We start from the raw sequence: 25,023 nt of genomic DNA on the forward strand, positions 1-25,023 counted from the left end.
GCGGCGGCCTTGCCGCCGCGCTTCGGTATTACTTCGCGCGAACGCCTTCCACAGAAATAATCAGCTCCACGTCCTGCGATGCCGGGCCGAGATCGGTGGTGATGCCAAAGTCTTTCAACTTGATTTTGCCGTTGGCTTCAAAGCCGGCACGGTAGCCGCCCCACGGGTCATTGCCCTGGCCGATCAGTTTGGCGTCCAGCGTGACCGGTTTGGTCACGCCGTTCAGCGTCAGGTTACCGACCACCGCATAGCCTTCGCCGTTCTTTTTCACTTCGGTGGATTCAAATGTAGCCTGCTTGTTCTTTTCCACGTTCAGGAATTCGGCGCTGCGCAGGTGTTTGTCACGCTCAGCGTGGTTGGTATCGACGCTGGCGGTGTTGATCGTGACGTTAACCTTGTCCTTGGCCGGATCTTTTTCGTCGAAGGTGAAGCCGCCGTCAAAATCCTTGAAGGTGCCGTACAGCCAGCTGTAGCCCAGGTGTTGGATGCGGAACTCGATAAAGGCATGTTGACCCTGTTTGTCGATCTTGTAGTCAGCAGCCAGCGCGGAACCAGCGCTCAGCAGCAGTGCGCCTGCGGTCAGGCCCAGTACGGTTTTCTTCAACATAGCAATCTCCATAAATCCAAAGGTTAATCGGCGCTGCTACCCAGCATCCGTTTCAAAGTAACATCACGATCAACAAAGTGATGTTTAAGCGCAGCCAGACCGTGCAATACCGAAAGCACTACCACGACCCAGGCCAGGTAAAGATGGATGGTACCGGCCGTATCGGCCTGTTCCGCCATACCGGTGACGGTAGCGGGGATATCGAACCAGCCGAAAACGCTGATCGGTTGACCGTCGGCGGTCGAAATAAGGTAGCCGCTGATCAGGATACTGAACAGCACGACATACAACGCCAGATGGGCGAGGATTGCGCTCACGCGGGTAAACCTGCTGTAGCTGGCCAAAGGTTTGGGCGGCGGCGAAACAAAACGCCAGACTACCCGGACCACCATGACGATAAACAGCAGCGTACCGATGCTTTTATGTATCTCTGGTGCCTGGTGATACCAGACATCGTAATATCCCAGTGTGACCATCCATAGGCCCAGGGCAAACATGCCGTACACCGTCAGTGCAACCAGCCAGTGGATCAGCACTGAAATATGACCAAAACGGTTGGCGGTATTTTTCCAAAGCATCCTGTTTCCTTACCTTCCTGATTTTCTGGCTGCAATAATTAAACTTTAAGAAACATAAAATCAATAATAAATTTAACTATGTTACTTCTTAATAATATTAATCAGAGAATTTGGCCGAGATAGCGGTAAGTTAGTCAGTGAAATCGTCGAATTGATGACTGTGGGACGATTATTGATTTTATCTTATCGATTGAAATAAAAAGGTTTTATTTATTAGTGTCAGCTTTTGTCATTTTACGTAAATACCCTGAGTTTTTTCACAAATAAACCCTAGTCAAGATTTTCGATTATTTCCAGTCGAGGTTCAGTAAAACGGAGATTTTTATTCTCCCGGTAATAGCTCTGCGACGTGACCTCAGAGTTTGCTAACATACCACTCATCTGATGGCCCGCTGGGCCAGCGCTATTAACGCAAAGGACATGTATGGGCCGAACCCTGTTGACCGATCGCAGCCTGCGCCTGGTGATTATGCTGGCGATGTTGGTGATTATTCTTGCCGGTGTTAAAGCGGCGGTGGATGTTGTGGTGCCTTTCTTGTTGGCGCTGTTCCTGGCCATGGTGCTGAATCCGCTGGTGATACAGCTCGAACGCTGGCGAATACCTCGCGCACTGGGTGTGACTTTGTTGGTGGTGGCCGTGGTGGTGATGCTGATGTTGTTTGTCGGCGTGTTGGGAGCATCGCTGAACGAATTTGCGCGCTCGCTGCCGCAGTACCGCGGCATGATGCTGGAAAAGCTGAGTGAACTGCAGCATTACGCCGATCGCTTCAAAATCACCATTTCCACCGAGGCGATGTTGCAGTATGTCGATCCGAGCGCGGCGATGAACCTGATTACTCGCCTGTTGAGCCGATTCTCCGGCGCGATGACCAATATCTTCCTGCTGCTGATGACCGTGGTATTTATGCTGTTTGAAGTACAACTGCTGCCCTACAAATTGCAGCAGGCGCTGGATAAACCGAGTGAAGGCATTGCCAACATTCAACGCGCGCTGGATGGGGTCACTCGTTATCTGTTGATCAAAACGGCGATCAGCCTGGCGACCGGCATCATTGTCTGGGCATTCCTGGCTGTCGTGGACGTGCGCTTTGCCTTTATCTGGGGGCTGCTGGCGTTTTTGCTGAATTATATTCCCAATATTGGCTCGGTGATCGCCGCCGTTCCTCCGTTGGTTCAGGCCCTGTTGTTCAACAGTTTTGGCGATGCGCTGGTGGTGGCTGCGGGTTTTATCACTATCAATCTGGTGATTGGCAACATGCTGGAACCGCGGGTGATGGGACGCGGACTGGGGTTGTCGACGCTGGTGGTATTTCTGTCATTGATTTTCTGGGGCTGGCTGATGGGGCCGGTGGGGATGCTGTTGTCGGTTCCCCTGACCATTATTACCCGTATCGCGTTGGAGACCACCGAGGGTGGGCATAAACTGGCGGTGATCCTCGGTGACGGTCAGCCGGACAAACAGGTTACTCCGGAGTAAAGAACACTTTCCCCTGCGTCTTGCTGGCGGCGGCATGTTGCAGCGCCAGTTTATAGTGCCGCAGTGGGTAGATGGCTGCGGGGGGACGTAACTCCAGTTGTCCACGCCTCAGCAAGTGGAAAAGCTGTTGGAACGCCGCCTGCCACTGGGCTGGCGTTGCCTGTGCATTCCATTTGCGCAGGTGGAACAGTGAAGTACGCAAGCGCAGTTGCTGAGCAATGTACTGCCAGTCAACCTGTTGGTTACTCAGTAACCCCAGGGCAACAAAGTCACCCTTGGCGCTGACTGAACGCGCCAGATGCAAACCCTCTTCTCCGCCGACACAGTCAATCGCCGCCCGTGCCGCATGGCCTGTGAGTTGTTGCAGGCTATACTGTTGCAGTAAATCCCCTGGAAGAACCCGCCAGGCACCGGCATTCAACAGTGCCTGTCGATGGGCTGTATTACGCACTACCACTGCCAATTTAATTCCGCGCAGCGCCGCCACCTGGCAGAACAGCAGGCTAATCGCCGACCCTCCACCGTTAATCAGCAGAATGTCGCCAACCTCTAGCGGTAGCCACTGCGTCAACAATACCCAGCAGGTGAGCGGATTGATGTAGATTTGCGCCGCGCTAACGTCATCAATATCGTCCGGTAGCCAAATGACCCTATCCTGGTCGAGCGTGATAAAGGTTTGCCAACTGCCATTCCCCCTGACTGTCAGTGCGCGTCTGCCGGTCGGTTGCCCACGGGGATCTACCACTGCGCCAATGCCTTCATAGCCTGGGACCTGGGGCAGGGCGATACGGTGTGCATACTGACCGCAGATAGGGATCAGATCGGATGGATTGATAGGGGCATAGCGCATCTGTAGCAGCAGTTGATGGGATTGTGGCCTGGGAAGGTAGGTCTGTTCCAGGGCAATGACCTGTTCCGGGAGGCCAAAACGGCTAAAGCGTAAACGGGGAAAAGTGGGCGACATGAATTAAGGGATAAAGAAGAAATAGACATCCAGCGCTAACAACACCAGCCACAGGCAGATATACAGCACCAGATGTTCACGCACATTGTTGACGATCGCCGACAGTATTTTGTTTAGCATTCTCAGCAGCCAAAAGATAAGGACAGGCAGAGTATAGATTTTTGCGGGCGGCGTTAATACCGTCGAGAGGGCAAAGCGTGCAGCAGAGGCAAATTAAAAAGAAAAATCAGCCTGCTTTGGCGCAGGCTTTGGATTATACCGCCAGCAGGGACAGTGACAGTGGGCTGGTGGGGACGCTTGGTGGATAGAAGTAACGCAGCACGTTATACAGCGAATAAAACTCCAGCCGATTGCGGGCGTTGATTTTTTCGGTGATATGACGTTTGTGAACATAAACCGTATGAGAACTGATTTGCAGCTTTTTCGCGATGCGGTAATTGGGCATTTCTGCCATCCAGTGCTTCATCACCGTCAGTTCTTGCGGGCTGAACAGCGAATGTTCAACGCTGCAACCCATCAGTGACACCGGTTTTTCGCGCATCATGCGCAACGTCACCGGCAAAGTGGCTTTATTGAACAGGAAAGCATGATCGGCGATGCGCATTGGCGTTTCGCTGTAGGGGTAAGGCGTATCCAGATAAATAAACAACAGTGCCGATGAGGTGGCCTCAATAAAGGTCTGCAGTTGAGCATCATCTTCACTATGACGGCAATGTTTGGTCAGGTTTACCAGAATGTGACTTGGTCGGTAGTGGTCCAGCAGGGGGGCTGCCTGTTCCAGGCTGTGGCAACATTTTACCTGGGCGAAAACATTGTCAGTAAAATAGTTATCGATACCGACCCGAGTGAAGCAGCATTCGTCCACGACAAGCAGTTTCATGGTGACGTCCTTGTTGTTCGAAGAAATAGCAGGGGCATATCAGCTGTAAAATAGAACTTACACCAGGGGGGATCAATTCGGAAATCCGGATACTTACCCCAGAAATTTCCGTTGAAATATTTTTAACAATATATTTCAGGTCGTTATGATAGTTTTGTCATGTAACTAAAAAACATAACCGCAACCCGCGCGGGTGGGCGGGTGCGATTAAGTTAACGGGAAGGGGTTAAGCAAAGCGTTTCAGAGAGAAGGGCGCGATGTCCACCGGTGGGGTTTTATCTTCAGCAAACAGCGCAGCGATCTCACCTAACACACTGGCAAACTTGAAACCATGGCCGCTCAGACCGCTGATGACCATTAAGCGATCGCATTCTGGCAGAGTATCGATAATGAAATCTTCATCTGGACTCATATCATAACTGCATGCTTCACCGTGTAAACATACCCCTACACCCGGCAAAAATTGGCGCAGGAAGTGGAAAACTTCGGTTCCATCAGTGGTGAAACTGCCAAATGGTTTGCGTTGCTCCGGTGTCTCCATCGGTTGGCCACCATCGTGTTTGCCTATTTTCAACCCGTCTTTATCGGCAGGAAAACCGTAATAATGGTTGCCGTCCTGTGCCTCGACGGTAAACGCCGGAAAACGGTTGTTGACGCTGTAACGACCATCCGCCTGATGCCAGGAAAATACTTTACGCAGTGGGGCTATCGGTAACTCCGGCAGCAGCGCTTTTACCCAGGTTCCGGCGGTGACCACCGCTTTACGGCCCTGAAAACGGCCTTCAGGGGTGACTACTTCAACACCGCCCTCGATCGGTTGCACTGCGCTGACCGGGCAATTGAATAATTGTCCGCAGCCGGCCTCTTTAGCCAATTTAATCAGGCAGGCAACGGCCTGCTCAGAGCGCAGGAACCCGGCGTCTGGCTCAAATACGCCGACGTAACCTTCCGGTGCATTGAATTCTGGCCAACGCTGGTTAATCTGTTCTGCGTTAAGGTTTTGCGTATTGAGGCGGAATTTTTGCGCGCTGTGCTGGGCGTTGTTGATAAACTCAGAATTCTGCGGCCCCATGTTCAGAACGCCGCAGTCCTGGAACAACTCCTCGCCGGTTTGTTTAATCAGCCCGTTCCATAAAGCCTGAGCGCGCAGGATCAACGGCACATATTTTTCGCCTTCGCCGTAGGCATGACGGATAATGCGGGTATCGCCGTGGTGGCTGCCGTTACGGTGTGGTGGCATCGAGCTGTCGATCATTAATACTTTCAGGCCGGACCGTGTTGCATAGTAACCTGCCGCCGCGCCTACCGAGCCGCTGCCCACAACAATTAAGTCATATTCCACGTGCCATCCCCTCTCTGTTATAGGTTTCTTATTTCTTTATGATAAAAGGTTGGGCGCTGCAATGCACCCGTTGCGCGGTTCGCAGGCAAAGAAAAAGGCGCCAGAGATAATCGCTGGCGCCTTAGGCATTTTGGTACAGTGAATTAGTGCTTTTTACGATCAAGGTCCTGGTAATCCGTTGCTTCAATCTTGGCGATGCCGGCTTCTAATATATTGATTAATTGACGTGCGACATCTGTGGTTAGCCAAAGCGTTCTGTCTACTTGGGCATTTTCGGGTGTCTGATCTCGTGAAGACAGGTAATGAAGGCGTATCATCATGGCGTCATAAGCGTCGACAGTACTGATATCCCAACCAACAAGCGGGTGTGTCTGAATTACTTCATCATTTCTGTCCATAAAGACCCCTTATTGAGTAGTGACTACCGTGAGTGACTAACGAGGATCAATGCGGCCCATCATCATGTGAGCAATTACAGTATACGCATCTGGCTACGGCGGTGGAGAGTTTCCCACCTTTTTTTGCAAAATAATTATTTAATTGAGTGATTATTCTACACGTCGACTCGCAAAACCATGTGGGGGAACGAGATTAGATTCATTCACCATCAGGGGGGCGTGGAGTACCCTGTAGTCGTTTTTCCAGCTCGGCGGCCAGATGGGCAAAGTGCTGTTGGGTTTCGGCATCACGGCTTTGATTTTGCGATTCGAGCTTCAGACTGTGAATTAATAATTGATTGGCTTTGTCATCCAGGCCAAAGGCCAGATAGGAAAATGCCACTTCCAGCACGCTCAAACGTCGCTTTTGATCGGCAATCAGCGCCAGTAGTTCGCCAAAGGTCATAGTTTCTTCGGTTTTTACCTTTTCCGGGGCCATGTCAAATACCTCCTGTTAAAGCATTCAGTACAGACCAGATAAAGCTTTTCTTCCAGCAGAAAATTAAACTGCGTTGTGCCGGGCTTTAAATACAAAAAAGCCGGAGAGCGACCCCCGGCAAAAACTACATTGCAGTATTATTCTGCGCTAAACCAATCGTCAGCACTTTCCCAGGTTTCCTGGAGGATGTCCGCGATCAGATCTTTATCTGTTTTCAGGCCGCCCAATACCGAGAGCCCGTTGGAACCGGCATAACGTACCTGCACCAGAGTGTCTGGAAATTGGCGGTTTACCCGCTTGCTCAGCTCGCCGGTCAGAGCCTCGATGGCCCCTGACGGTAGCGGTTTGGTTTTATCTATAGTGACTTCAACACGCATAATTGCCCCCGAAGCGATTTACTGGATATTTATACAGTTAACCGTGCGCGGGGGCAAGAGGCTAGATTAAAAAAAGATTATTCTGCTGTCACTGACCAGCCCAGGCTCTCTCCGGCCAGGAATGGCACTACTGTTTCGCTGCCCATGGCGATCTCTTCCGGCTGACTAGTGGGTATGCGCTGCAGCTCGATGAAGTCGGTATTGACCGGCAGGCCGTAAAAACGCGGGCCGTTCAGCGAGCAAAAGGCTTCCAGATGCTCCAGGGCACCCAACTGTTCGAAAACGCTGGCGTAAGCCGGGATAGCATTGGGAGCGTTGAATACGCCGGCGCAGCCACAGCTTGATTCCTTGCGGTGTTTGGCATGGGGGGCGGAGTCGGTACCGAGGAAGAAGCGATCTGAACCACTGGCAACGGCCTTACGCAGCGCGTCCTGGTGAATATTACGCTTGAGGATCGGCAAACAGAACAGGTGCGGACGGATGCCGCCAACCAGCATATGGTTACGGTTAAACATCAGATGCTGAGGGGTGATGGTAGCGCCAAGAAAACGATTGCCTTCCTGCACGTACTGCGCCGCTTCTTTGGTGGTAATGTGCTCGAAGACAATTTTCAGCTCCGGGAACTGCCGGCGAATCGGCTCCATAACCTGCTCGATAAAGCGTGCTTCACGGTCGAAAATATCAACGGCGGCATCGGTTACTTCCCCATGAATCAACAGCGGCATACCCATTTTCTGCATTTGTTCGAACAGCGGATAGATGGCTTTGACATCGCTGACGCCATGGCTGGAGTTGGTGGTGGCGTTGGCCGGATACAGCTTGGCGGCGGTGAACACCCCTTGCTCGAACCCGTTGACCAGTTCAGTAGCATCCAGTGAATTGGTCAGATAACAGGTCATCAGCGGGGTGAAATCATGCCCCTGAGGGACCGCTGCCAGAATACGGTCACGGTAAGCGCGAGCGGCGGCGACGGTAGTAATTGGCGGAGCCAGGTTCGGCATCACAATCGCCCGGCCAAAGACCTGACTGGTATAGGGCAGAACCGTTTTCAGCATGTCGTCGTCACGCAGATGGATGTGCCAGTCGTCAGGGCGGCGGATTTTCAGGGCTTGAGGTTGTGCAGTCATGTTGCAAGGCTCCGGCGGTTAGATACGGGTCTATATAAAAGCGAATAATGGGGGTTATTCACGCCGGGGTGTAAGGATAAGCGGAAAGCGCTCCCGATGCATCTGTTTGTTCACGGCAAGTTGAAATCAATTGGCTATCAGGCGCATAGTGTCAGAGATTTTAATGATGCCTGCGCGATAACTGCCGGGTTATCAACATTAATCATGTGGAATGGGAGAGAGAAATGGAAGTACGTGTTATTGCCACCTTACAGGCGAAACCTGAATTTGTGTCCGCCGTCAGCGATGCGGTGCATGAGATTATCGATCCAAGCCGTCAGGAGCTGGGTAATCTGCAATATGATTTGCACCGCGATCTCGAAAAATCGGGCACCTTCGTATTCTTTGAGCGTTGGGCAAGCGCCGAGGCGCTGGAAAAACACAATGCCACCGAGCATTTTAAGCATTTCGTTAGCCAGATAGAGGGCAAACTGGATTTGCTGGATATCAAACAGTTGAAGAAAATTGCCTGAGCCGATTTATCGGCAATAAAAAACCCGCCATTTGGCGGGTTTTTTTATATAAGCAGATTAACTTAGTCGTTAATCGGCTGCGGTTTGGTTGCCGGGGCGGTGGCTTGATTTGCCGCCGCATGGCCACCTGCTGAACCTTTGCCTTCGAAGTTGAAGGAAGGGCGCTGCCAATCACTTTGCTGCTGCTGATCCGCTACATAGTCCGGTGCAGGAGCCTTGGTCATTGGCGCAGTGGCGATGTGTTTATACAGCACCTCTTGCACCGGCGCTGGCTGCTGTTGCACAACCGGCGCTTTTTCTTCAACCACCACCGGCGCAGCAACTTCCTGCACGGGGGCGGCTTCAATTGCCGGCTCAACGAACGCCGGTGTTGGTTCAGCGACAGTTTCTTCAGCAACTGTTGCTGCAGCCACTACCGGTGTTTCTTCAACCACAGGGGCAGGTTCAACCGCAGGGGCTTCCTCTACCACTGGTGCAGCTTCAACTACCGCAGTTTCTTCAACTGTTGGCGCTTCAGCTACAGGGGCTGGTGTGGTTTCTTCGGCCTGGGCAGCGATCGCCGGTTCAACGGTTTCAACAACCGGTTGGACGGGTTCTACTGCGGTGGCAACCATTTCCGGCTCGCTCACTGGCGCAACGGCTTGCACCGCGACTTCAGCAATCACTGGAGCGGCAACACTGACGGCTTCCTGTGCCATGACATTATCGGCAGCGATTTCGACAGCTTCAGTCTGAACTTCTGCTTCTTCAATCACTTGCGCGGTTTGTGTGACAGGGTAACTTACCCATACCTTGCCCGAAGCCATTTCCGGAGAGGCGAAAGCCCCTGCCAGTGGCATTGGCGACTGGGTAGGATAACGCTCGTCACGGTAGCGACGACGACGTTGACCGCTAACACGCAGGTGGCGCGGTGAACGACGTGAGCGGCGTGGCATGCCGTTTTCGCCATTAGCGCGATTGTCCTGTGCATCATCCTCAGTCTGTGCTTCAAGGGTTTCCGGCAGCAGTTTAACGCTGTCTTCAACTTGGGCAGGCTGCACGTCCTGGACTTTCGCTACCGGTGCTTTTGGCGCCAGCAGTTCTTCCGCTGCACGATGCAGTTCTTCTTCCGCAGACAGCACGCGAACTTTCTGCGTCAGCGGACGACGCTGACGACGCTGCATGTTCTGCATCTGACGTTCTTCGAGATCTTCGTCAACGCTGACATTGGTTGTGGTCGTGGTTGCGGTTTCTACGCTTTCCAGCGCGGCCACTTCCTGCTGAGCCTGACGTTTTTCTTCCTGACGACGACGCTGACGATCGGCACGCTGGTCCCGGCGCTGTTGCTGTTCTTCGCGCTGTGCCTTTGCGGCTTCTTCAGACAGCGGCTCTTCGACTACGGCAGCAGTGGCTTGTGGCGCATTGCGACGGTTACGACGCTGTTCATCGCGCACTTCACGTGTTTCACGGCCTTCGCGGTTGTCACGAGGTTCGCGATTTTCACGCGGCTCACGATTTTCGCGATTGTCACGACCTTCACCGCGCTCTTTACGCTCACCGCGTTCTGGACGATCGCTACGCTCACCACGTTCTCCGCGCTCACCGCGATCTTTACGACCGGAGCCCTGACGGCGTTGGCCACGACGATCCTGACGGCGGTTTTCACCGTTGCTTTCAGACTTCGGCGCTTCCACTACAGGTTTGGCTTCGACCACCGGCTGTTCTTCAGCGGCAAACAGCGCTTTCAGACCACCAAACAGACGGCCCAACAGGCCCGGTTTGGCAGCGGCTGGTGCGGTTTGCTTGGTTGCAGTCGCAGTGACGGTAGCTTGAGCCACAACCGGTTCTTCTGCCGGTGGTGGGGCGTCCGCAGCCAGAGAGAACGAAGCCAGAGCCGGTTGTTCAGGACGCTTGCGCTCCATCGGCGCATCTTCCAGCGGCTGGGCCATTTCTTCTTCGTGCAGTTTCGGCAGCAGGTAGCTCAGGGTTGGTGTTTCTTCGCCCTTACGCACGCGCAGTACAGAGTAGTGCGGGGTCTGCATCTGATCGTTCGGCACGATGATCGCTTTCACGCCACCCTGACGTTTTTCGATCGCGCTCACCGAATCACGTTTTTCGTTCAGCAGGTAAGAAGCAACCTGAACCGGTACGATGGCGTGAACTTCTTTGGTGTTTTCTTTCAGCGCTTCTTCTTCGATCAGACGAAGAATGGAAAGTGCCAGCGATTCGTTATCACGGATGGTGCCGGTGCCGTTACAGCGCGGGCAGACGTGATGGCTGGACTCACCCAGTGATGGGCTGAGGCGCTGACGGGACATCTCAAGCAGGCCGAAACGGGAAATGCGACCGATTTGGATACGTGCGCGGTCCTGACGAACGGCGTCACGCAGGCGGTTTTCCACTTCACGTTGATGGCGAACCGGGGTCATATCGATAAAGTCGATAACGATCAGGCCGCCAAGGTCGCGCAGGCGCAGCTGACGAGCGATCTCGTCTGCCGCTTCCAGGTTGGTGTTGAACGCAGTCTCTTCGATATCGCCGCCGCGAGTTGCCCGCGCGGAGTTGATGTCGATAGCGGTCAGCGCTTCGGTGGAGTCGATAACGATCGAACCACCTGAAGGCAGGCGAACCTCACGCTGGAAAGCGGATTCAATTTGGGATTCGATCTGGTAGTGGCTGAACAGAGGAATTTCGCCGCTGTACAGTTTGATTTTGCTGCTGAAATCCGGACGGCCCAGGGCAGAAATGTGTTCTTTAGCCAGATCGAGAACTTTTGGATTGTCGATCAGGATTTCGCCGATGTCCGGGCGCAGATAGTCGCGGAATGCACGCACGATAACGTTGCTTTCCTGATGGATCAGGAATGGCGCAGCGCGGCCTTCAGCGGCTTTTTTAATCGCTTCCCAGTGCTTCAGGCGGAATGACAGATCCCACTGCAGCGCATCGGCAGATTTGCCAACGCCGGCGGTACGAACAATCAGACCCATGCCGTCTGGCAGTTGCAGGGAAGAAAGCGCTTCTTTCAGTTCGGTGCGGTCGTCACCCTCAATGCGGCGTGAAATACCACCGGCACGTGGGTTGTTCGGCATCAGCACCAGATAACTGCCGGCCAGGCTGATGAAGGTGGTCAAGGCAGCGCCTTTGTTACCACGTTCTTCTTTATCAACCTGAACGATCACTTCCTGGCCTTCGCGCAGCACATCTTTGATGTTTGGGCGACCATGGGAAGAGTAGTTACTTGGGAAGTATTCGCGAGCGATTTCTTTAAGAGGGAGGAAACCATGTCGTTCGGCGCCGTAATCAACAAACGCTGCTTCAAGACTTGGTTCTATACGAGTGATTTTACCTTTGTAAATATTCGCTTTTTTCTGTTCATGACCCGGACTTTCAATATCCAAATCATACAGCCGCTGTCCATCTACCAAGGCAACACGCAACTCTTCCTGCTGAGTTGCGTTAATCAACATTCTTTTCATCTTAACTTACTCGTTATTTTTACATTATCGACAAAGCTGCGGGCAAAATAACCTCATGGCCGGATTAAAACCGAAAACCCCGTGTCTTCTCGCAAAGCCGTCAACCTCACGGTTGTCGCCTGCATAGGGGCGCATTATCTCGGTAAGCCTGTATTTCTTTGTGAAAAACAGCACTTTTACTAGGGGAATAGCCTCTGATTTACGTCGACAGATCTGATTCCGTTTGCCGGCCAAGCTGCAACCCGCAGCCCGCTAATTGTTTGATTTCACATTACGTCTTACGCCATTGCTGCGTTTTTGTGCCATCAGACAAATTTTATAATTCCACAGTTTTCCCTGTTTAACGAGAATCAACGTGGAAAGTAAACGCATTATTCCACTGCTGATACTGTTATAGCAAGGTGACTTTTCTTTAACTGCGGAAGAAATCGCAAACGTTCAAACCGGCTTGCTGCCTTATTGTCCGCTGGAGTTTCGCCTGCAGTCAGAGAGACAGTTAAGCACATAAAAAGAAGTGGCGCTATTTACGCGCTCTATTTAGAATCCTGCCCCATGAAAACGAACATTCCTGCAGTACAACTCATCACGATTTCTGACGACGAAGCCGGTCAGCGAATCGACAACTTTCTGCTTGCCCGCCTGAAAGGCGTGCCGAAGAGCATGATTTATCGCATCGTACGTAAAGGCGAGGTGCGCGTTAATAAAGGACGGATCAAAGCGGAATACAAGCTGGCACCCGGTGATGTGGTGCGTGTGCCGCCGGTACGCGTTGCCGAGCGTGAAGAGGCACCGGTCTCTGCCAAGCTGGATAAAGTGGCCGCGCTGGCCAATTGCATTCTGTATGAAGACGATCACCTGCTGCTGCTGAACAAACCTTCAGGCACTGCGGTGCATGGTGGCAGCGGTCTGAGTTTTGGCGTGATCGAAGCTTTGCGTGCGTTGCGTCCGGAAGCCCGCTTCCTGGAGTTGGTGCATCGCCTGGACCGCGACACTTCCGGCGTGCTGTTGGTGGCGAAAAAGCGTTCCGCGCTACGCTCCTTGCATGAGCAACTGCGGATGAAAGGGATGCAGAAGGATTATCTGGCACTGGTTCGCGGTCAATGGCAGTCGCATTGCAAAGCGGTACAGGCGCCGCTGCTGAAAAATATTCTGCAGAGCGGTGAACGTATTGTGCGCGTTAACAGCGAGGGCAAACCGTCGGAAACCCGCTTCAAGGTGGAAGAGCGCTTTGAGCATGCGACGCTGGTCAAGGCCAGCCCGATCACCGGACGCACTCACCAGATCCGCGTTCACGCCCTGCACGCCGGACATCCAATAGCCTTTGACGACCGCTATGGCGATCGTGAATTTGATCGCCAATTGGCGGGAACCGGGCTCAAACGTTTGTTCCTGCATGCGGCAGCGCTGCGCTTTGAACACCCAGGCACTGGCGAAACGATGCGTATCGAAGCGCCGATGGACGCAGAGTTGCGCCACTGCCTGCAGGTATTGCGCAAGCAGTCTAAAGAACAGTAAGCCGTACTTTATGCCAGCGGGTTGATGCCTTCAGCCCGCAGCATCTCCAGTAGCGCAATCAGCGGCAGACCGATCAACGCATTCGGATCCCGCCCCTCCAGCTTGTCGAATAACGCAATGCCCAAACCTTCACTTTTAAAGCTGCCTGCGCAGTTGAGCGGTTGCTCAAGGTGAACATAGGCGTCGATTTCAGCCTCACTCAACATACGGAAATGCACGTGAAAGGGTTCGCAAAGCAGTTGCAGGTGTTGACTATGGCTGTTGTATAACGCCAGGCCGGTATAAAAAGTGACCTTTTGGCCGCTGGCCTGACGCAATTGCGCGCGGGCATTTTCTTCGGTGTGTGGTTTTCCGGTGATTTTACCGTCAATCACGCAGACCTGATCTGAGCCGATAATCAGGTGGTCGGGGTAGGCGCTGGCTAATGCCTGGGCCTTCGCCGCGGCCAGTCGTAGCACCAGCGCTTCGGCGTTTTCCCCGGCCAGCGGGGCTTCATCGACCTGCGGAGCGGCACAGATAAAAGGCAGATGCAGCTTTTCCAGCAGCGTCTTGCGGTAGGTCGAGGTGGAGGCAAGGAGCAGTCTTTGCATAATTTTTTTCGTAAACCGTAGCGTAAATAGAGTGGGCATTTTAAACTGTCCGCCGCTGAGGAAGCGAATATTGGTGAAAGGTGCCGTTTTACGGCCTTTTTCTTTGACTCTAAGTCGTTACAAAGTTAATATGCGCGCCCTATGCAAAAGGTAAAATTACCCTTGACCATTGATGCGGTACGTACCGCTCAGAAACGCCTGGACTATGTTGGTTCCTATGCGCCTGAGCAGGTTACACGTGTTGCCGCCTCTGTGGTCAGTGTGGACAGTGATGTTGAGGTCTCGTTATCCTTTGATATTGATAACCAGCGCCTCGCGGTAATAACAGGGCATGCGGACGTCCAGGTAATGCTGATGTGCCAACGCTGTGGAGTGCCGTTTGAACATCATGTTCACACAACATATTGTTTTAGCCCGGTCGTCAATGATGAGCAGGCTGAGGCATTACCGGGAGCGTACGAGCCGATCGAAGTCGATGAGTTTGGTGAAGTCGATCTGCTGGCAATGATTGAAGACGAAATTATTCTTTCATTGCCTGTCGTCCCGGTACATGAATCTGAACACTGTGAAGTGTCCGAAGCGGACATGGTATTTGGCAAACTGCCTGCAGAGGCAGAGAAACCAAATCCATTTGCCGTATTAGCCAGTTTAAAGCGTAAGTAATTAAGGAGTAAGGTCCATGGCCGTACAACAAAATAAACCAACCCGTTCCAAACGTGGCATGCGTCGTTCACACGATGCTCTGACCACCGCCACTTTGTCTGTAGATAAAGCATCTGGCGAGACTCACCTGCGTCACCATATCACTGCCGACGGTTTCTACCGCGGTCGCAAGGTTATCGGCTAAGTAGCGGTACCTTGACTCGTCTAACCCTGGCGTTAGATGCAATGGGCGGGGACTTCGGTCCCTGCGTCACAGTGCCTGCTTCATTGCAGGCACTGGCCTCTAATTTACAGCTTCATCTTCTGCTGGTCGGCAATCCCGACACCCTCTCTCCCTTACTTGCCAAAGCCGATCCGGTTCTTCTGGAACGTTTGCAAGTTGTGCCCGCTGAATCAGTGATTGCCGGCGACGCCAAACCCTCACAAGCGATACGTGCCAGCCGTGGTACCTCCATGCGCATTGCGCTGGAACTGACTAAAAACGGTGATGCGCAGGGCTGTGTCAGCGCAGGCAATACTGGCGCGTTGATGGGGTTGGCGAAAATGCTGATTAAGCCGCTGGACGGTATTGAACGGCCGGCGTTGATGACGGTGATCCCGAATCAGCTGGGTGGCAAAACCGTGGTGCTGGATCTGGGCGCCAACGTCGAATGCGACAGTACCATGCTGGTACAGTTTGCGGTGATGGGGGCGGTGATGGCCGAAGAGGTGGTGGGGATTGCGCAACCACGCGTGGCGCTGCTGAATATTGGTGAAGAAGAAACCAAAGGTCTGGATAACATCCGCGAAGCGGCCGCCGTGCTAAAAAAGACTCCGGCAATCAACTATATTGGTTATCTGGAAGGCAACGATCTCCTCACCGGTAAAACCGATGTGCTGGTCTGCGACGGTTTTGTGGGTAACGTCACCCTGAAAACCATGGAAGGGGTGGTAAGAGTATTTTTATCGCTGCTGAAATCATCCGGAGACGGTGGCAAGCAGGCGTGGTGGTTAAAATTGTTGGGCCGTTGGTTGCAAAAACGGGTGGTAAAGCGGTTCGGCCACCTGAACCCCGACCAGTATAATGGCGCATGTCTGTTAGGATTGCGCAGCACCGTAATCAAGAGCCACGGCGCTGCGAACCCGCACGCGTTTGCAGTTGCAATCGAACAGGCTGTGCAGGCGGTGCAGCGGCAAGTCCCTGACAGGATTGCTGCGCGCCTTGAAGCTGTATTACCTAAGAGTGACTGATCGTACATGTATACAAAGATTCTCGGTACGGGGAGTTATTTACCCGTACAAGTGCGCACCAACGCTGACCTGGAAAAAATGGTGGATACCTCTGACGAGTGGATCGTCTCTCGTACCGGTATCCGTGAACGCCGTATTGCCGCCGCGGATGAAACCGTTGCGACGATGGGCTTCCATGCTGCTGAAAAAGCGCTGGAAATGGCGGGTGTGGCTAAAGAAGACATCGGGTTGATTGTGGTGGCTACCACCACCTCGAGCCACGCATTCCCAAGTTCTGCCTGCCAGGTGCAGCAGTTGCTGGGCATTAAGGACTGTGCGGCATTCGATCTGGCTGCGGCCTGCGCCGGTTTCACCTATGCGTTAAGCGTCGCCGATCAGTATGTTAAAAACGGCGCGGTGAAGCATGCTCTGGTGATTGGCGCTGACGTATTGTCACGCACACTGGATCCGGAAGATCGCGGCACTATCATTCTGTTTGGTGATGGTGCAGGCGCCGTGCTGTTGGGCGCTTCTGAAGAACCCGGCATCCTGTCGACCCATCTGCATGCCGACGGCAGCTACGGCGGTTTGTTGACCTTGCCGTTCAAAGATCGTCAGGATCAAGACAAGCCGGCCTATGTCACTATGGCGGGTAATGAAGTCTTCAAGGTTGCGGTTACCGAACTGGCTCACATCGTTGATGAAACCTTGCAGGCCAACAATCTGGACCGCAGCTCGCTGGACTGGCTGGTGCCACACCAGGCCAATCTGCGTATTATCAGCGCGACGGCGAAAAAATTGGGTATGGGGCTGGAGAAAGTGGTAGTGACGCTCGATCGTCACGGTAACACTTCGGCCGCCTCGGTCCCCGCAGCGTTCGATGAAGCGGTGCGTGATGGGCGGATTCAACGCGGCCAACTGGTGCTGCTGGAAGCCTTTGGCGGCGGCTTTACCTGGGGCTCGGCGCTGGTTCGTTTCTGATTAACAGGAAGAAAAAATGACGCAATTTGCTTTTGTTTTTCCAGGCCAGGGGTCACAGACTCTGGGCATGCTGGCCGATTTGGCCACTCAATATCCGATCGTTGAAGCGACCTTCAGCGAAGCCTCTTCCGTTCTGGGTTACGACCTGTGGCAACTGGTGCAGCAAGGGCCGGCGGAAGAGCTGAACAAAACCTGGCAGACGCAGCCGGCATTGCTGGCAGCTTCCGTAGCGATTTTCCGCGTCTGGCAGCAGCAGGGCGGTAAAGCGCCTGCAATCATGGCCGGCCATAGCCTGGGTGAATACTCGGCGCTGGTGTGCGCGGGCGTGCTGGATTTCCAGGCGGCAATCCGTCTGGTCGAGCTGCGCGGCAAACTGATGCAGGAAGCGGTGCCGGAAGGTACTGGTGCGATGTCCGCCATTATCGGTCTGGACAACGCGGCTATCGCCAAGGCTTGTGAAGAATCTGCCCAGGGGCAGGTTGTTTCGCCGGTGAACTTCAATTCACCGGGCCAGGTAGTGATCGCCGGCAATAAAGAAGCGGTTGAACGTGCAGGTGCGGCCTGTAAAGCCGCAGGCGCCAAGCGTGCGCTGCCGTTGCCGGTGAGCGTGCCTTCGCACTGCGCACTGATGAAACCGGCTGCAGACAAGCTGGCCATCGCGTTGCAGGAAATCACCTTCAGTGCGCCACAGGTGCCGGTGGTGAATAATGTCGACGTGCGCACCGAAACCGATCCAGAAGCGCTCCGCAGTGCGCTGGTGCGTCAGTTGTACAGTCCGGTGCGTTGGACCGAGAGCGTAGAGTTTATGGCAGCACAGGGCGTTACGCTGCTGCTAGAGGTTGGTCCGGGTAAAGTTCTGACCGGTCTGACTAAACGTATTGTTGATACCCTGACGGCGGCGGCGGTTAATGACGCAGCCAGCCTGACAGCGGCGCTTGAACAATAAAGAGGAAAACAATGAGCTTCGAAGGTAAAGTTGTTCTGGTCACCGGCGCTAGCCGGGGTATTGGCCGGGCTATTGCAGAAACGTTTGTAGCACGTGGTGCTAAAGTTATCGGCACCGCCACCAGTGAAAGCGGCGCTGAGGCTATCAGCAGCTACCTGGGTGCAAACGGCAAAGGGTTTGCGTTGAATGTGGTCGATGCTCAATCTATCGACAGCGTTCTGGCATCTATTCGTGCTGAATTTGGCGAAATCGACATTTTAGTGAATAATGCCGGTATTACGCGTGATAACCTCCTGATGCGTATGAAGGACGATGAGTGGCAGGATATCCTGAACACCAATCTGACTTCCGTATTCCGTCTGTCAAAAGCGGTAATGCGAGCTATGATGAAAAAGCGGTTTGGCCGTATCATCACCATCGGTTCTGTAGTCGGAACCATGGGGAACGCAGGGCAGGCTAATTACGCGGCGGCTAAAGCCGGTTTGATTGGTTTTAGTAAGTCTTTGGCACGTGAAGTTGCTTCGCGTGGCATTACGGTCAACGTCGTGGCACCTGGCTTTATTGAGACGGACATGACACGGGCGTTGACAGATGATCAGCGTGCAGGCATTTTGTCATCAGTTCCAGCCAATCGGCTGGGGGATGCTAAAGAAATCGCCAGCGCTGTTGCATTTTTAGCCTCTGATGAGGCTGGCTACATCACCGGTGAAACGTTGCATGTCAATGGCGGCATGTACATGATTTAAAAAATGCGAAAACTATTTGCGTTATTTGGGGTAAAAACCGCAAAATAGCGTAAAATCGTGGTTTGACCAGCCGGGATTTAGTTGCATCTTTTTCAACATTTTATACACTACGAAAACCATCGCGAAAGCGAGTTTTGATAGGAAATTTAAGAGTATGAGCACTATCGAAGAACGCGTTAAGAAAATCATTGTTGAGCAGTTGGGTGTTAAACAGGAAGAAGTTTTAAATAACGCTTCTTTCGTTGAAGATCTGGGTGCTGATTCTCTTGACACCGTTGAGCTGGTAATGGCTCTGGAAGAAGAGTTCGACACAGAGATTCCAGACGAAGAAGCTGAGAAAATCACTACTGTTCAGGCAGCTATTGATTTCATCAACGCCAGCCAGCAGTAAGAGAACATATCTAGGCGGTCACTCGACCGCCTAAGTTTTTTTTATCCCTAGTGTCATATTTTCCCTCCTTGGAGGACAAACGTGTCTAAGCGTCGAGTAGTTGTGACCGGACTGGGCATGTTGTCTCCTGTCGGCAATACGGTAGAGTCCACATGGACAGCTCTTCTTGCCGGTCAGAGTGGCATCAGCCTGATCGACCATTTCGATACCACAGCCTATGCGACCAAGTTTGCTGGCCTGGTAAAGGATTTTAATTCAGAGGATTTCATCTCACGCAAAGATGCGCGCAAGATGGACGCCTTCATCCAATACGGTATCGCGGCCGGCATGCAAGCTATGCAGGATGCGCAATTGGATATCACCGAGGCTAACGCCAGCCGCATTGGTGCCGCTATCGGCTCCGGTATTGGCGGCCTGGGTTTGATTGAAGAAAACCACAGTTCACTGGTTAACGGTGGCCCACGGAAAATCAGTCCGTTCTTTGTGCCGTCAACCATCGTTAACATGATTGCAGGCCACCTGACCATCATGTACGGCATGCGTGGCCCGAGCATTTCGATCGCCACCGCCTGTACTTCAGGTGTGCACAACATTGGCCATGCCGCGCGCATCATTGCTTACAATGATGCTGACGTCATGTTGGCCGGTGGGGCAGAGAAAGCCAGTACCCCGTTGGGTGTCGGCGGTTTTGGCGCAGCACGCGCATTGTCGACCCGTAACGAAAACCCGCAAGCGGCCAGCCGCCCATGGGACAAAGACCGTGACGGTTTTGTTCTGGGTGACGGTGCCGGCATGATGGTACTGGAAGAGTACGAACACGCCAAAAAACGCGGCGCCAAGATTTATGCTGAAGTTGTCGGCTTTGGGATGAGCAGCGATGCTTATCACATGACGTCCCCTCCTGAGAATGGGGCGGGTGCAGCGTTAGCGATGGAAAATGCGTTGCTTGATGCCGGTGTGACTACGTCACAAATCGGTTATATCAATGCGCACGGCACCTCAACGCCGGCCGGTGACAAAGCCGAAACGCAGGCGGTGAAGTCGGTATTTGGCAGCGATGCGCAGCGCGTGATGGTCAGTTCGACCAAATCGATGACCGGCCACCTGTTGGGTGCTGCAGGCGCGATCGAATCGATCTTCACCGTATTGGCATTGCGTGACCAGGCCGTTCCGCCAACCATCAACCTGGATAATCCGGATGAAGGTTGCGATCTGGACTTTGTTCCGCACGAAGCGCGCCAGGTGAGTGATATGCAGTACACACTGTGTAACTCCTTCGGCTTCGGTGGTACCAACGGTTCACTGATCTTCCGCAAGGTGTAATACCTCAGTTGGCAGATGCTATAAAAGCCCGGTTTTTAAAACCGGGCTTTTTTTATGGCGTTGACCCGTGACTCGGAAAGCTCTGCTTGCCGGTATTATAGCCAAACGGCAAGCTGCTGCTAATGGCACCTGCGCCTGTTATTCTGTAGTGATACCAAAGCGGTCAGGGGGAGTCTATGTACTGGATTAATGGGCATCAGCACAATGCGCTAGCGCCAAGCGATCGCGGTTTGCAGTTTGGCGACGGTTGTTTCACGACTGCCCGGGTGACCGAGGGTAAAATCGACCTGTTGCCCTGGCATATCGAGCGACTGCAGTTGGCGGCACAGCGGCTGATGCTGCCAGCCTGTGACTGGAGCGCTTTGGAAGATGAAATGGTGCACGCGGCAGAATCTATCCCCCTGGGCGTGGTCAAAGCGATACTGACGCGCGGCAGCGGTGGCCGAGGTTACAGCTCGAAAGGCTGTGAGGCTCCTACACGCATTGTCTCTCGCAGTGCCTACCCGATACACTATCTGCCATGGCGTGAACGGGGCATCAGCCTGACGCTCAGTCCGGTAGCGCTGGGGCGTAATCCCCTGTTGGCTGGGCTGAAGCATTTGAACCGTTTGGAGCAGGTGTTGATCCGCACGCATCTTGACCAGACGACCGCCGACGAGGCGCTGGTGCTTGACACTGCCGGTATGCTGGTGGAATGCTGTGCGGCTAATTTGTTCTGGCGTAAGGGAAAAGCAGTCTTTACGCCGAACTTGGGTCAGGCCGGGGTGGCCGGGTTGATGCGTCGTCGGGTGATTGAGCTGCTGACGGGCAGCGAATACTCGCTGCATTGCGTCAGTGAGCCGCTGGAGACGCTGGCCGATGCCGAAGAAGTGCTGGTGAGCAATGCGTTAATGCCGTTGCTACCGGTCAATACTGCGCAATCATGGCGTTACCCTTCACGCCAACTGTATGATTTTTTGCGCCCACACTGTTAACGATGGCTGATTGATGAAGAAAAGAAAGCTGAAGTTCGTTTCTATTATTGTTGTTCTGGTATTGGGCCTGCTGTTTTGGGGTTACCAGAAGGTTGAACGCTTCGCGGATACGCCATTGGCGATCCAGCAGGAAGCCATTTTTAAACTGCCAGCAGGGACCGGACGAGTGGCGCTGGAAGGGTTGCTGGTACGTGACAAGCTGATCCGCAACGGTAAGTGGTTCCCATGGCTGCTGCGCCTGGAGCCGCAATTGGCGGAGTTTAAGGCCGGGACTTACCGCTTTACGCCGGGCATGACGGTGCGTCAAATGCTTAAACTGTTGGCCAGCGGTAAAGAAGCCCAATTCAGCGCGCGCTTTATTGAAGGCTCCCGCCTGAGTGACTGGCTGATGGTGCTGCAACAGTCTAAATACCTCAAACATACGCTGGCCGGTAAAAGCGAGGCGGAAATCGCCGAAGCGCTGGGGCTGCCGGAAGGCACCAGCCCGGAAGGGCGCCTGTACCCGGATACCTATCTGTACACGGCAGGCATGAGTGATATGGCGCTGTTGAAGCGAGCCCATCTGCGTATGATAAAAGCGCTTGAGAGCGCCTGGCAAGGCCGTGAGGCAGACTTGCCGTACAAGACACCGGAACAGTTGCTGACCATGGCCTCGATCATTGAGAAAGAGACCGCAGTGCCGGAGGAGCGTACTAAAGTGGCGTCGGTATTCATTAACCGCCTGCGTATTGGCATGCGTTTGCAGACCGACCCGACGGTGATCTACGGCATGGGTGACAATTATAATGGCAACATTACCCGCAAAGATTTGGAAACGCCGACGCCGTACAACACCTATGTGATCAACGGTTTACCGCCAACGCCGATTGCCATGCCGGGTCAGGCCTCGCTGGAAGCTGCTGCCAATCCGGCGAAAACGCCTTATTTGTACTTTGTTGCCGACGGCAAGGGCGGGCATCAATTTACCACTAACCTGGCCAGCCATAATCAGGCAGTGCGCGCCTATCGACAGGCGTTAAAGGAAAAGAATGAAAAGTAAATTCGTGGTTATCGAAGGGCTTGAAGGTGCGGGTAAAACCACCGCGCGCGATACCGTGGTCAACGTACTACGCGAGCATGGCATCAACGATATTACTTTTACCCGTGAACCGGGTGGCACGCCGTTGGCAGAAAAACTGCGCGACCTGTTCAAGCGCGGCGTGGATGGCGAACTGCCGACCATCAAGGCCGAGGTACTGATGTTGTATGCGGCCCGCGTACAACTGGTGGAAACGGTGATCAAACCGGCATTGGAGCGCGGTGCCTGGGTAGTTGGCGATCGTCACGACTTGTCTTCTCAAGCCTATCAGGGGGGGGGCCGGGGTGTGGATCAACAACTGATGGCTTCGCTGCGTGACACGGTACTGGGAGATTTTCGGCCGAACCTGACGCTTTACCTGGATTTGCCGCCGTTAGTGGGCTTGCAGCGTGCGCGTGCGCGCGGCGAACTGGATCGCATCGAGCAAGAGGCACTGCCGTTCTTTGAGCGCACCCGCGCGCGTTACCTGGAGTTGGCGGCACAGGATGACTCTATTGTCACCGTTGACGCTTCTCAGTCGCTGGAGCAGGTGACGGCGGCGATCCGTCGTAGCGTTAGCCAATGGCTGCAGCAGCAGGAAGGCGTGTAATGAACTGGTATCCGTGGCTGAACACCCCTTATCGGCAATTGGTCGGGCAATATGCTACCGGTCGCGGTCATCACGCACTGCTGTTGCATGCCGCTGCGGGCAATGGCGAGGATGCGCTGGCCTATGGGTTGAGCCGCTGGCTGATCTGCCAGCGCCGCAACGGTGAGAAAAGCTGCGGTGAATGTCATAGCTGTCGATTGATGCTGGCGGGTAACCACCCGGATTATCACGTGCTGACGCCGGAAAAAGGCAAAAGCAGCCTGGGAGTGGAGCCCATTCGTCAGGTGATTGAAATCCTTTATTCGCATGCACAGCAGGGCGGCGCCAAGGTGATTTGGCTACCACAGGCTGAATTGCTGACCGAGGCCGCCGCCAACGCTTTGTTGAAAACGCTGGAAGAACCGCCGGAAAAAACCTTTTTCCTGTTGAGTTGCCGTGAGCCTTCACGCCTGCTGGCGACGCTGCGCAGCCGTTGTTTATATTGGCACCTCGCCAGTCCGGATGAGCAGCTCAGCCTGCAATGGTTGAACCGCCAAACGCCGGGTAATCAGGTTGATCTTCTGACGGCCTTGCGCCTGCACGATGGCGCCCCGCTGGCTGCGGAGCAATTGCTGCAGCCAGAACGTTGGCAGCAGCGCAGCGCGCTGTGCAGCGCCCTGAGTGCCGCATTGCCGCAGCATGACATGCTGTCCTTGTTGCCGGTGTTGAATCATGAAGACGTTGCTGAACGGCTACACTGGTTATGCGCGTTATTGATGGACGCCATGAAGTGGCAGCAGGGGGCCGCCAGCTTTGTATTGAATCAGGATCAGCAGCCGCTGGTGCACCAACTGGCCAGTCGCCTGAGCAGCAGTTCGCTGCAGCAAGGGTTGCAGCAATGGCTTTATTGCCGTCATCAGTTGCTGAGCGTCGTCGGTGTTAACCGTGAACTGCTGCTGACCGAACAGTTACTTGGCTGGGAGCAGATGCTCGGCGCTACCGGCTATTCCCACCCTCATTCGCTGTAAAAGAGTTAAATATTATGTTGTTAGTAGATTCTCATTGTCACCTTGACGGCCTGGATTACCAAACGCTGCACCAAAACGTAGATGATGCCCTGGCGAAGGCCAAGGCGCGCGATGTGGGCTACGTGTTGGCGGTCGCTACCACCTTGCCGGGCTATCAGGCAATGACGCAGTTGATTGGCACTCGCGACGACGTGGCGTTCTCCTGTGGGGTACATCCACTCAATCTGGAAGGAGGTTACGATTACGCTGAGCTGCGCCGTTTGGCGGCGGCAGAGCAGGTAGTGGCACTGGGTGAAACCGGGCTGGATTATTTCTATCAGAAAGATAATCTCGAACTGCAACAAGCGTCGTTTCGTGAACATATCCGCATCGGTCGTGATCTGAACAAACCGGTGATCGTGCATACCCGCGATGCGCGTGAAGACACGCTGGCGATCCTGCGTGAAGAAAATGCCCAGGACTGCGGCGGTGTGTTGCACTGCTTTACTGAAGATTGTGCTACCGCGGAGGCCTTGCTGGATCTGGGATTCTACATTTCCTTCTCCGGCATTTTGACCTTCCGCAACGCAGAACAACTGCGTGAGGTAGCGCGCTACGTGCCGCTGGATCGTATTCTGGTGGAAACTGATTCGCCGTATCTGGCACCGGTGCCGCATCGCGGCAAAGAAAACCAACCTGCCTATGTGCGCGATGTGGCTGAATACATGGCGGTATTGAAGGGCGTGAGCCTGGAAACGCTGGCCGAAACCACTACCGCCAACTTTTCACGCTTATTTCACATCGAACTCTGAGCTTTGGCCTAGGCTATAGCTGGGG

At 53.8% G+C, this 25,023-nt stretch carries 28 protein-coding genes; 16 read left to right on the plus strand and 12 right to left on the minus strand.

Going from position 1 to position 25,023, the window contains the following annotated elements; translation table 11 throughout:
• Nucleotides 1–28 precede the first annotated feature (28 nt).
• Nucleotides 29–607, minus strand: a complete 579-nt coding sequence (locus tag F8R23_RS00790) for a YceI family protein (RefSeq protein WP_112348152.1) — start codon at nucleotides 605–607, stop codon at nucleotides 29–31.
• 23 nt (nucleotides 608–630) lie between these two features.
• Nucleotides 631–1,185 (minus strand): cytochrome b, encoded by a 555-nt coding sequence (locus F8R23_RS00795; RefSeq protein WP_099064826.1) that lies wholly within the window; start codon nucleotides 1,183–1,185, stop codon nucleotides 631–633.
• A gap of 424 nt (nucleotides 1,186–1,609) precedes the next feature.
• Between F8R23_RS00795 and F8R23_RS00800 the strand changes: the two genes are divergently transcribed.
• On the plus strand, nucleotides 1,610–2,662 hold the full coding sequence (locus F8R23_RS00800; RefSeq protein ID WP_129934973.1) for an AI-2E family transporter: 1,053 nt from the start codon (nucleotides 1,610–1,612) through the stop codon (nucleotides 2,660–2,662).
• Here the strand turns inward: F8R23_RS00800 and F8R23_RS00805 are convergent.
• The 8 genes from F8R23_RS00805 to pyrC form a co-directional block, all read right to left on the minus strand.
• Entirely contained in the window at nucleotides 2,649–3,626 is a 978-nt protein-coding gene (locus tag F8R23_RS00805; protein WP_151415146.1) for a zinc-dependent alcohol dehydrogenase family protein, read from the minus strand. The two genes, F8R23_RS00800 and F8R23_RS00805, sit on opposite strands and share 14 nt — an antisense overlap.
• Nucleotides 3,627–3,629: 3 nt before the next feature.
• Nucleotides 3,630–3,746, minus strand: coding sequence for a DUF2770 family protein (locus F8R23_RS00810; protein WP_037423894.1), 117 nt, complete (start codon nucleotides 3,744–3,746; stop codon nucleotides 3,630–3,632).
• Between the two features lie 133 nt (nucleotides 3,747–3,879).
• The gene (locus F8R23_RS00815; RefSeq protein ID WP_129938774.1) at nucleotides 3,880–4,506 is read right to left on the minus strand and encodes a LuxR C-terminal-related transcriptional regulator; all 627 of its coding nucleotides are present in this window, start codon (nucleotides 4,504–4,506) and stop codon (nucleotides 3,880–3,882) included.
• A 226-nt stretch (nucleotides 4,507–4,732) separates the two neighbouring features.
• Nucleotides 4,733–5,848 (minus strand): N-methyl-L-tryptophan oxidase, encoded by a 1,116-nt coding sequence (gene solA / locus F8R23_RS00820; RefSeq protein ID WP_129934970.1) that lies wholly within the window; start codon nucleotides 5,846–5,848, stop codon nucleotides 4,733–4,735.
• Between the two features lie 143 nt (nucleotides 5,849–5,991).
• Nucleotides 5,992–6,246: a biofilm formation regulator BssS gene (gene bssS / locus F8R23_RS00825; protein WP_129934969.1), complete on the minus strand. Its 255-nt coding sequence runs from the start codon at nucleotides 6,244–6,246 to the stop codon at nucleotides 5,992–5,994.
• A gap of 199 nt (nucleotides 6,247–6,445) precedes the next feature.
• Nucleotides 6,446–6,724 (minus strand): hypothetical protein, encoded by a 279-nt coding sequence (locus F8R23_RS00830; RefSeq protein ID WP_129934968.1) that lies wholly within the window; start codon nucleotides 6,722–6,724, stop codon nucleotides 6,446–6,448.
• Between the two features lie 137 nt (nucleotides 6,725–6,861).
• A complete protein-coding gene (gene dinI / locus F8R23_RS00835; RefSeq protein ID WP_099064832.1) occupies nucleotides 6,862–7,101 on the minus strand; it encodes a DNA damage-inducible protein I in 240 nt (79 codons plus the stop codon).
• 77 nt (nucleotides 7,102–7,178) lie between these two features.
• The gene (gene pyrC / locus F8R23_RS00840; protein WP_129938773.1) at nucleotides 7,179–8,228 is read right to left on the minus strand and encodes a dihydroorotase; all 1,050 of its coding nucleotides are present in this window, start codon (nucleotides 8,226–8,228) and stop codon (nucleotides 7,179–7,181) included.
• 224 nt (nucleotides 8,229–8,452) lie between these two features.
• Between pyrC and F8R23_RS00845 the strand changes: the two genes are divergently transcribed.
• Entirely contained in the window at nucleotides 8,453–8,740 is a 288-nt protein-coding gene (locus F8R23_RS00845) for a putative quinol monooxygenase (protein WP_112348146.1), read from the plus strand.
• Nucleotides 8,741–8,802: 62 nt separating this feature from the next.
• On the opposite strand, the gene rne is transcribed toward F8R23_RS00845, so the two are convergent.
• Nucleotides 8,803–12,195, minus strand: coding sequence for a ribonuclease E (gene rne / locus F8R23_RS00850; RefSeq protein WP_151415147.1), 3,393 nt, complete (start codon nucleotides 12,193–12,195; stop codon nucleotides 8,803–8,805).
• Between the two features lie 552 nt (nucleotides 12,196–12,747).
• Between rne and rluC the strand changes: the two genes are divergently transcribed.
• Nucleotides 12,748–13,710 carry a 23S rRNA pseudouridine(955/2504/2580) synthase RluC gene (gene rluC / locus F8R23_RS00855; RefSeq protein ID WP_085116231.1) on the plus strand — a complete coding sequence of 321 codons (963 nt, stop codon included), beginning with the start codon at nucleotides 12,748–12,750 and terminating at the stop codon, nucleotides 13,708–13,710.
• Between the two features lie 8 nt (nucleotides 13,711–13,718).
• Here rluC and F8R23_RS00860 read toward each other — a convergent pair whose 3' ends face one another.
• Nucleotides 13,719–14,300: a Maf family protein gene (locus F8R23_RS00860; RefSeq protein ID WP_129934965.1), complete on the minus strand. Its 582-nt coding sequence runs from the start codon at nucleotides 14,298–14,300 to the stop codon at nucleotides 13,719–13,721.
• Nucleotides 14,301–14,441: 141 nt separating this feature from the next.
• Between F8R23_RS00860 and yceD the strand changes: the two genes are divergently transcribed.
• The 13 genes from yceD to F8R23_RS00925 all read left to right on the plus strand — a co-directional run bounded on the left by yceD (nucleotide 14,442) and on the right by F8R23_RS00925 (nucleotide 24,998).
• Nucleotides 14,442–14,963, plus strand: a complete 522-nt coding sequence (gene yceD, locus F8R23_RS00865) for a 23S rRNA accumulation protein YceD (RefSeq protein ID WP_099062537.1) — start codon at nucleotides 14,442–14,444, stop codon at nucleotides 14,961–14,963.
• Nucleotides 14,964–14,979: 16 nt separating this feature from the next.
• Nucleotides 14,980–15,147: a 50S ribosomal protein L32 gene (rpmF, locus tag F8R23_RS00870; protein WP_012006327.1), complete on the plus strand. Its 168-nt coding sequence runs from the start codon at nucleotides 14,980–14,982 to the stop codon at nucleotides 15,145–15,147.
• 11 nt (nucleotides 15,148–15,158) lie between these two features.
• Complete coding sequence (gene plsX / locus F8R23_RS00875) at nucleotides 15,159–16,193, plus strand: phosphate acyltransferase PlsX (protein WP_129934964.1); 1,035 nt, start codon at nucleotides 15,159–15,161, stop codon at nucleotides 16,191–16,193.
• A 6-nt stretch (nucleotides 16,194–16,199) separates the two neighbouring features.
• Nucleotides 16,200–17,153, plus strand: a complete 954-nt coding sequence (locus tag F8R23_RS00880; RefSeq protein WP_085116235.1) for a beta-ketoacyl-ACP synthase III — start codon at nucleotides 16,200–16,202, stop codon at nucleotides 17,151–17,153.
• A 16-nt stretch (nucleotides 17,154–17,169) separates the two neighbouring features.
• Nucleotides 17,170–18,099 carry an ACP S-malonyltransferase gene (fabD, locus tag F8R23_RS00885; RefSeq protein ID WP_129934963.1) on the plus strand — a complete coding sequence of 310 codons (930 nt, stop codon included), beginning with the start codon at nucleotides 17,170–17,172 and terminating at the stop codon, nucleotides 18,097–18,099.
• An 11-nt stretch (nucleotides 18,100–18,110) separates the two neighbouring features.
• Nucleotides 18,111–18,845 carry a 3-oxoacyl-ACP reductase FabG gene (gene fabG, locus F8R23_RS00890; protein ID WP_020826338.1) on the plus strand — a complete coding sequence of 245 codons (735 nt, stop codon included), beginning with the start codon at nucleotides 18,111–18,113 and terminating at the stop codon, nucleotides 18,843–18,845.
• Between the two features lie 154 nt (nucleotides 18,846–18,999).
• Nucleotides 19,000–19,236, plus strand: coding sequence for an acyl carrier protein (gene acpP / locus F8R23_RS00895; RefSeq protein WP_004719003.1), 237 nt, complete (start codon nucleotides 19,000–19,002; stop codon nucleotides 19,234–19,236).
• An 81-nt stretch (nucleotides 19,237–19,317) separates the two neighbouring features.
• The gene (fabF, locus tag F8R23_RS00900) at nucleotides 19,318–20,559 is read left to right on the plus strand and encodes a beta-ketoacyl-ACP synthase II (protein WP_129934962.1); all 1,242 of its coding nucleotides are present in this window, start codon (nucleotides 19,318–19,320) and stop codon (nucleotides 20,557–20,559) included.
• Nucleotides 20,560–20,735: 176 nt separating this feature from the next.
• Nucleotides 20,736–21,533, plus strand: a complete 798-nt coding sequence (pabC, locus tag F8R23_RS00905; protein WP_151415148.1) for an aminodeoxychorismate lyase — start codon at nucleotides 20,736–20,738, stop codon at nucleotides 21,531–21,533.
• Between the two features lie 13 nt (nucleotides 21,534–21,546).
• Nucleotides 21,547–22,572, plus strand: coding sequence for an endolytic transglycosylase MltG (gene mltG, locus F8R23_RS00910; RefSeq protein ID WP_129934960.1), 1,026 nt, complete (start codon nucleotides 21,547–21,549; stop codon nucleotides 22,570–22,572).
• The gene (gene tmk, locus F8R23_RS00915) at nucleotides 22,562–23,200 is read left to right on the plus strand and encodes a dTMP kinase (RefSeq protein ID WP_099062531.1); all 639 of its coding nucleotides are present in this window, start codon (nucleotides 22,562–22,564) and stop codon (nucleotides 23,198–23,200) included. The genes mltG and tmk overlap by 11 nt, the downstream gene beginning before the upstream one ends.
• A complete protein-coding gene (holB, locus tag F8R23_RS00920) occupies nucleotides 23,200–24,207 on the plus strand; it encodes a DNA polymerase III subunit delta' (RefSeq protein WP_129934958.1) in 1,008 nt (335 codons plus the stop codon). Before tmk ends, holB begins: the two co-directional genes overlap by 1 nt.
• A gap of 14 nt (nucleotides 24,208–24,221) precedes the next feature.
• Nucleotides 24,222–24,998, plus strand: a complete 777-nt coding sequence (locus F8R23_RS00925; RefSeq protein ID WP_112348136.1) for a metal-dependent hydrolase — start codon at nucleotides 24,222–24,224, stop codon at nucleotides 24,996–24,998.
• Nucleotides 24,999–25,023: the final 25 nt, after the last annotated feature.

Source organism: Serratia proteamaculans (assembly GCF_008830365.1).
In the GTDB taxonomy this organism is placed as follows: domain Bacteria; phylum Pseudomonadota; class Gammaproteobacteria; order Enterobacterales; family Enterobacteriaceae; genus Serratia; species Serratia proteamaculans.

What these genes read in the sequence shown, in the direction of transcription:
- F8R23_RS00790 (WP_112348152.1), bottom strand. Translation starts at nt 607, where the DNA reads ATGTTGAAGAAAACCGTACTGGGCCTGACCGCAGGCGCACTGCTGCTG.
- F8R23_RS00795 (WP_099064826.1), bottom strand. Translation starts at nt 1,185, where the DNA reads ATGCTTTGGAAAAATACCGCCAACCGTTTTGGTCATATTTCAGTGCTG.
- F8R23_RS00800 (WP_129934973.1), top strand. Translation starts at nt 1,610, where the DNA reads ATGGGCCGAACCCTGTTGACCGATCGCAGCCTGCGCCTGGTGATTATG.
- F8R23_RS00805 (WP_151415146.1), bottom strand. Translation starts at nt 3,626, where the DNA reads ATGTCGCCCACTTTTCCCCGTTTACGCTTTAGCCGTTTTGGCCTCCCG.
- F8R23_RS00810 (WP_037423894.1), bottom strand. Translation starts at nt 3,746, where the DNA reads ATGCTAAACAAAATACTGTCGGCGATCGTCAACAATGTGCGTGAACAT.
- F8R23_RS00815 (WP_129938774.1), bottom strand. Translation starts at nt 4,506, where the DNA reads ATGAAACTGCTTGTCGTGGACGAATGCTGCTTCACTCGGGTCGGTATC.
- bssS (WP_129934969.1), bottom strand. Translation starts at nt 6,246, where the DNA reads ATGGACAGAAATGATGAAGTAATTCAGACACACCCGCTTGTTGGTTGG.
- F8R23_RS00830 (WP_129934968.1), bottom strand. Translation starts at nt 6,724, where the DNA reads ATGGCCCCGGAAAAGGTAAAAACCGAAGAAACTATGACCTTTGGCGAA.
- dinI (WP_099064832.1), bottom strand. Translation starts at nt 7,101, where the DNA reads ATGCGTGTTGAAGTCACTATAGATAAAACCAAACCGCTACCGTCAGGG.
- pyrC (WP_129938773.1), bottom strand. Translation starts at nt 8,228, where the DNA reads ATGACTGCACAACCTCAAGCCCTGAAAATCCGCCGCCCTGACGACTGG.
- F8R23_RS00845 (WP_112348146.1), top strand. Translation starts at nt 8,453, where the DNA reads ATGGAAGTACGTGTTATTGCCACCTTACAGGCGAAACCTGAATTTGTG.
- rne (WP_151415147.1), bottom strand. Translation starts at nt 12,195, where the DNA reads ATGAAAAGAATGTTGATTAACGCAACTCAGCAGGAAGAGTTGCGTGTT.
- rluC (WP_085116231.1), top strand. Translation starts at nt 12,748, where the DNA reads ATGAAAACGAACATTCCTGCAGTACAACTCATCACGATTTCTGACGAC.
- F8R23_RS00860 (WP_129934965.1), bottom strand. Translation starts at nt 14,300, where the DNA reads ATGCAAAGACTGCTCCTTGCCTCCACCTCGACCTACCGCAAGACGCTG.
- yceD (WP_099062537.1), top strand. Translation starts at nt 14,442, where the DNA reads ATGCAAAAGGTAAAATTACCCTTGACCATTGATGCGGTACGTACCGCT.
- rpmF (WP_012006327.1), top strand. Translation starts at nt 14,980, where the DNA reads ATGGCCGTACAACAAAATAAACCAACCCGTTCCAAACGTGGCATGCGT.
- F8R23_RS00880 (WP_085116235.1), top strand. Translation starts at nt 16,200, where the DNA reads ATGTATACAAAGATTCTCGGTACGGGGAGTTATTTACCCGTACAAGTG.
- fabD (WP_129934963.1), top strand. Translation starts at nt 17,170, where the DNA reads ATGACGCAATTTGCTTTTGTTTTTCCAGGCCAGGGGTCACAGACTCTG.
- fabG (WP_020826338.1), top strand. Translation starts at nt 18,111, where the DNA reads ATGAGCTTCGAAGGTAAAGTTGTTCTGGTCACCGGCGCTAGCCGGGGT.
- acpP (WP_004719003.1), top strand. Translation starts at nt 19,000, where the DNA reads ATGAGCACTATCGAAGAACGCGTTAAGAAAATCATTGTTGAGCAGTTG.
- pabC (WP_151415148.1), top strand. Translation starts at nt 20,736, where the DNA reads ATGTACTGGATTAATGGGCATCAGCACAATGCGCTAGCGCCAAGCGAT.
- mltG (WP_129934960.1), top strand. Translation starts at nt 21,547, where the DNA reads ATGAAGAAAAGAAAGCTGAAGTTCGTTTCTATTATTGTTGTTCTGGTA.
- tmk (WP_099062531.1), top strand. Translation starts at nt 22,562, where the DNA reads ATGAAAAGTAAATTCGTGGTTATCGAAGGGCTTGAAGGTGCGGGTAAA.
- holB (WP_129934958.1), top strand. Translation starts at nt 23,200, where the DNA reads ATGAACTGGTATCCGTGGCTGAACACCCCTTATCGGCAATTGGTCGGG.
- F8R23_RS00925 (WP_112348136.1), top strand. Translation starts at nt 24,222, where the DNA reads ATGTTGTTAGTAGATTCTCATTGTCACCTTGACGGCCTGGATTACCAA.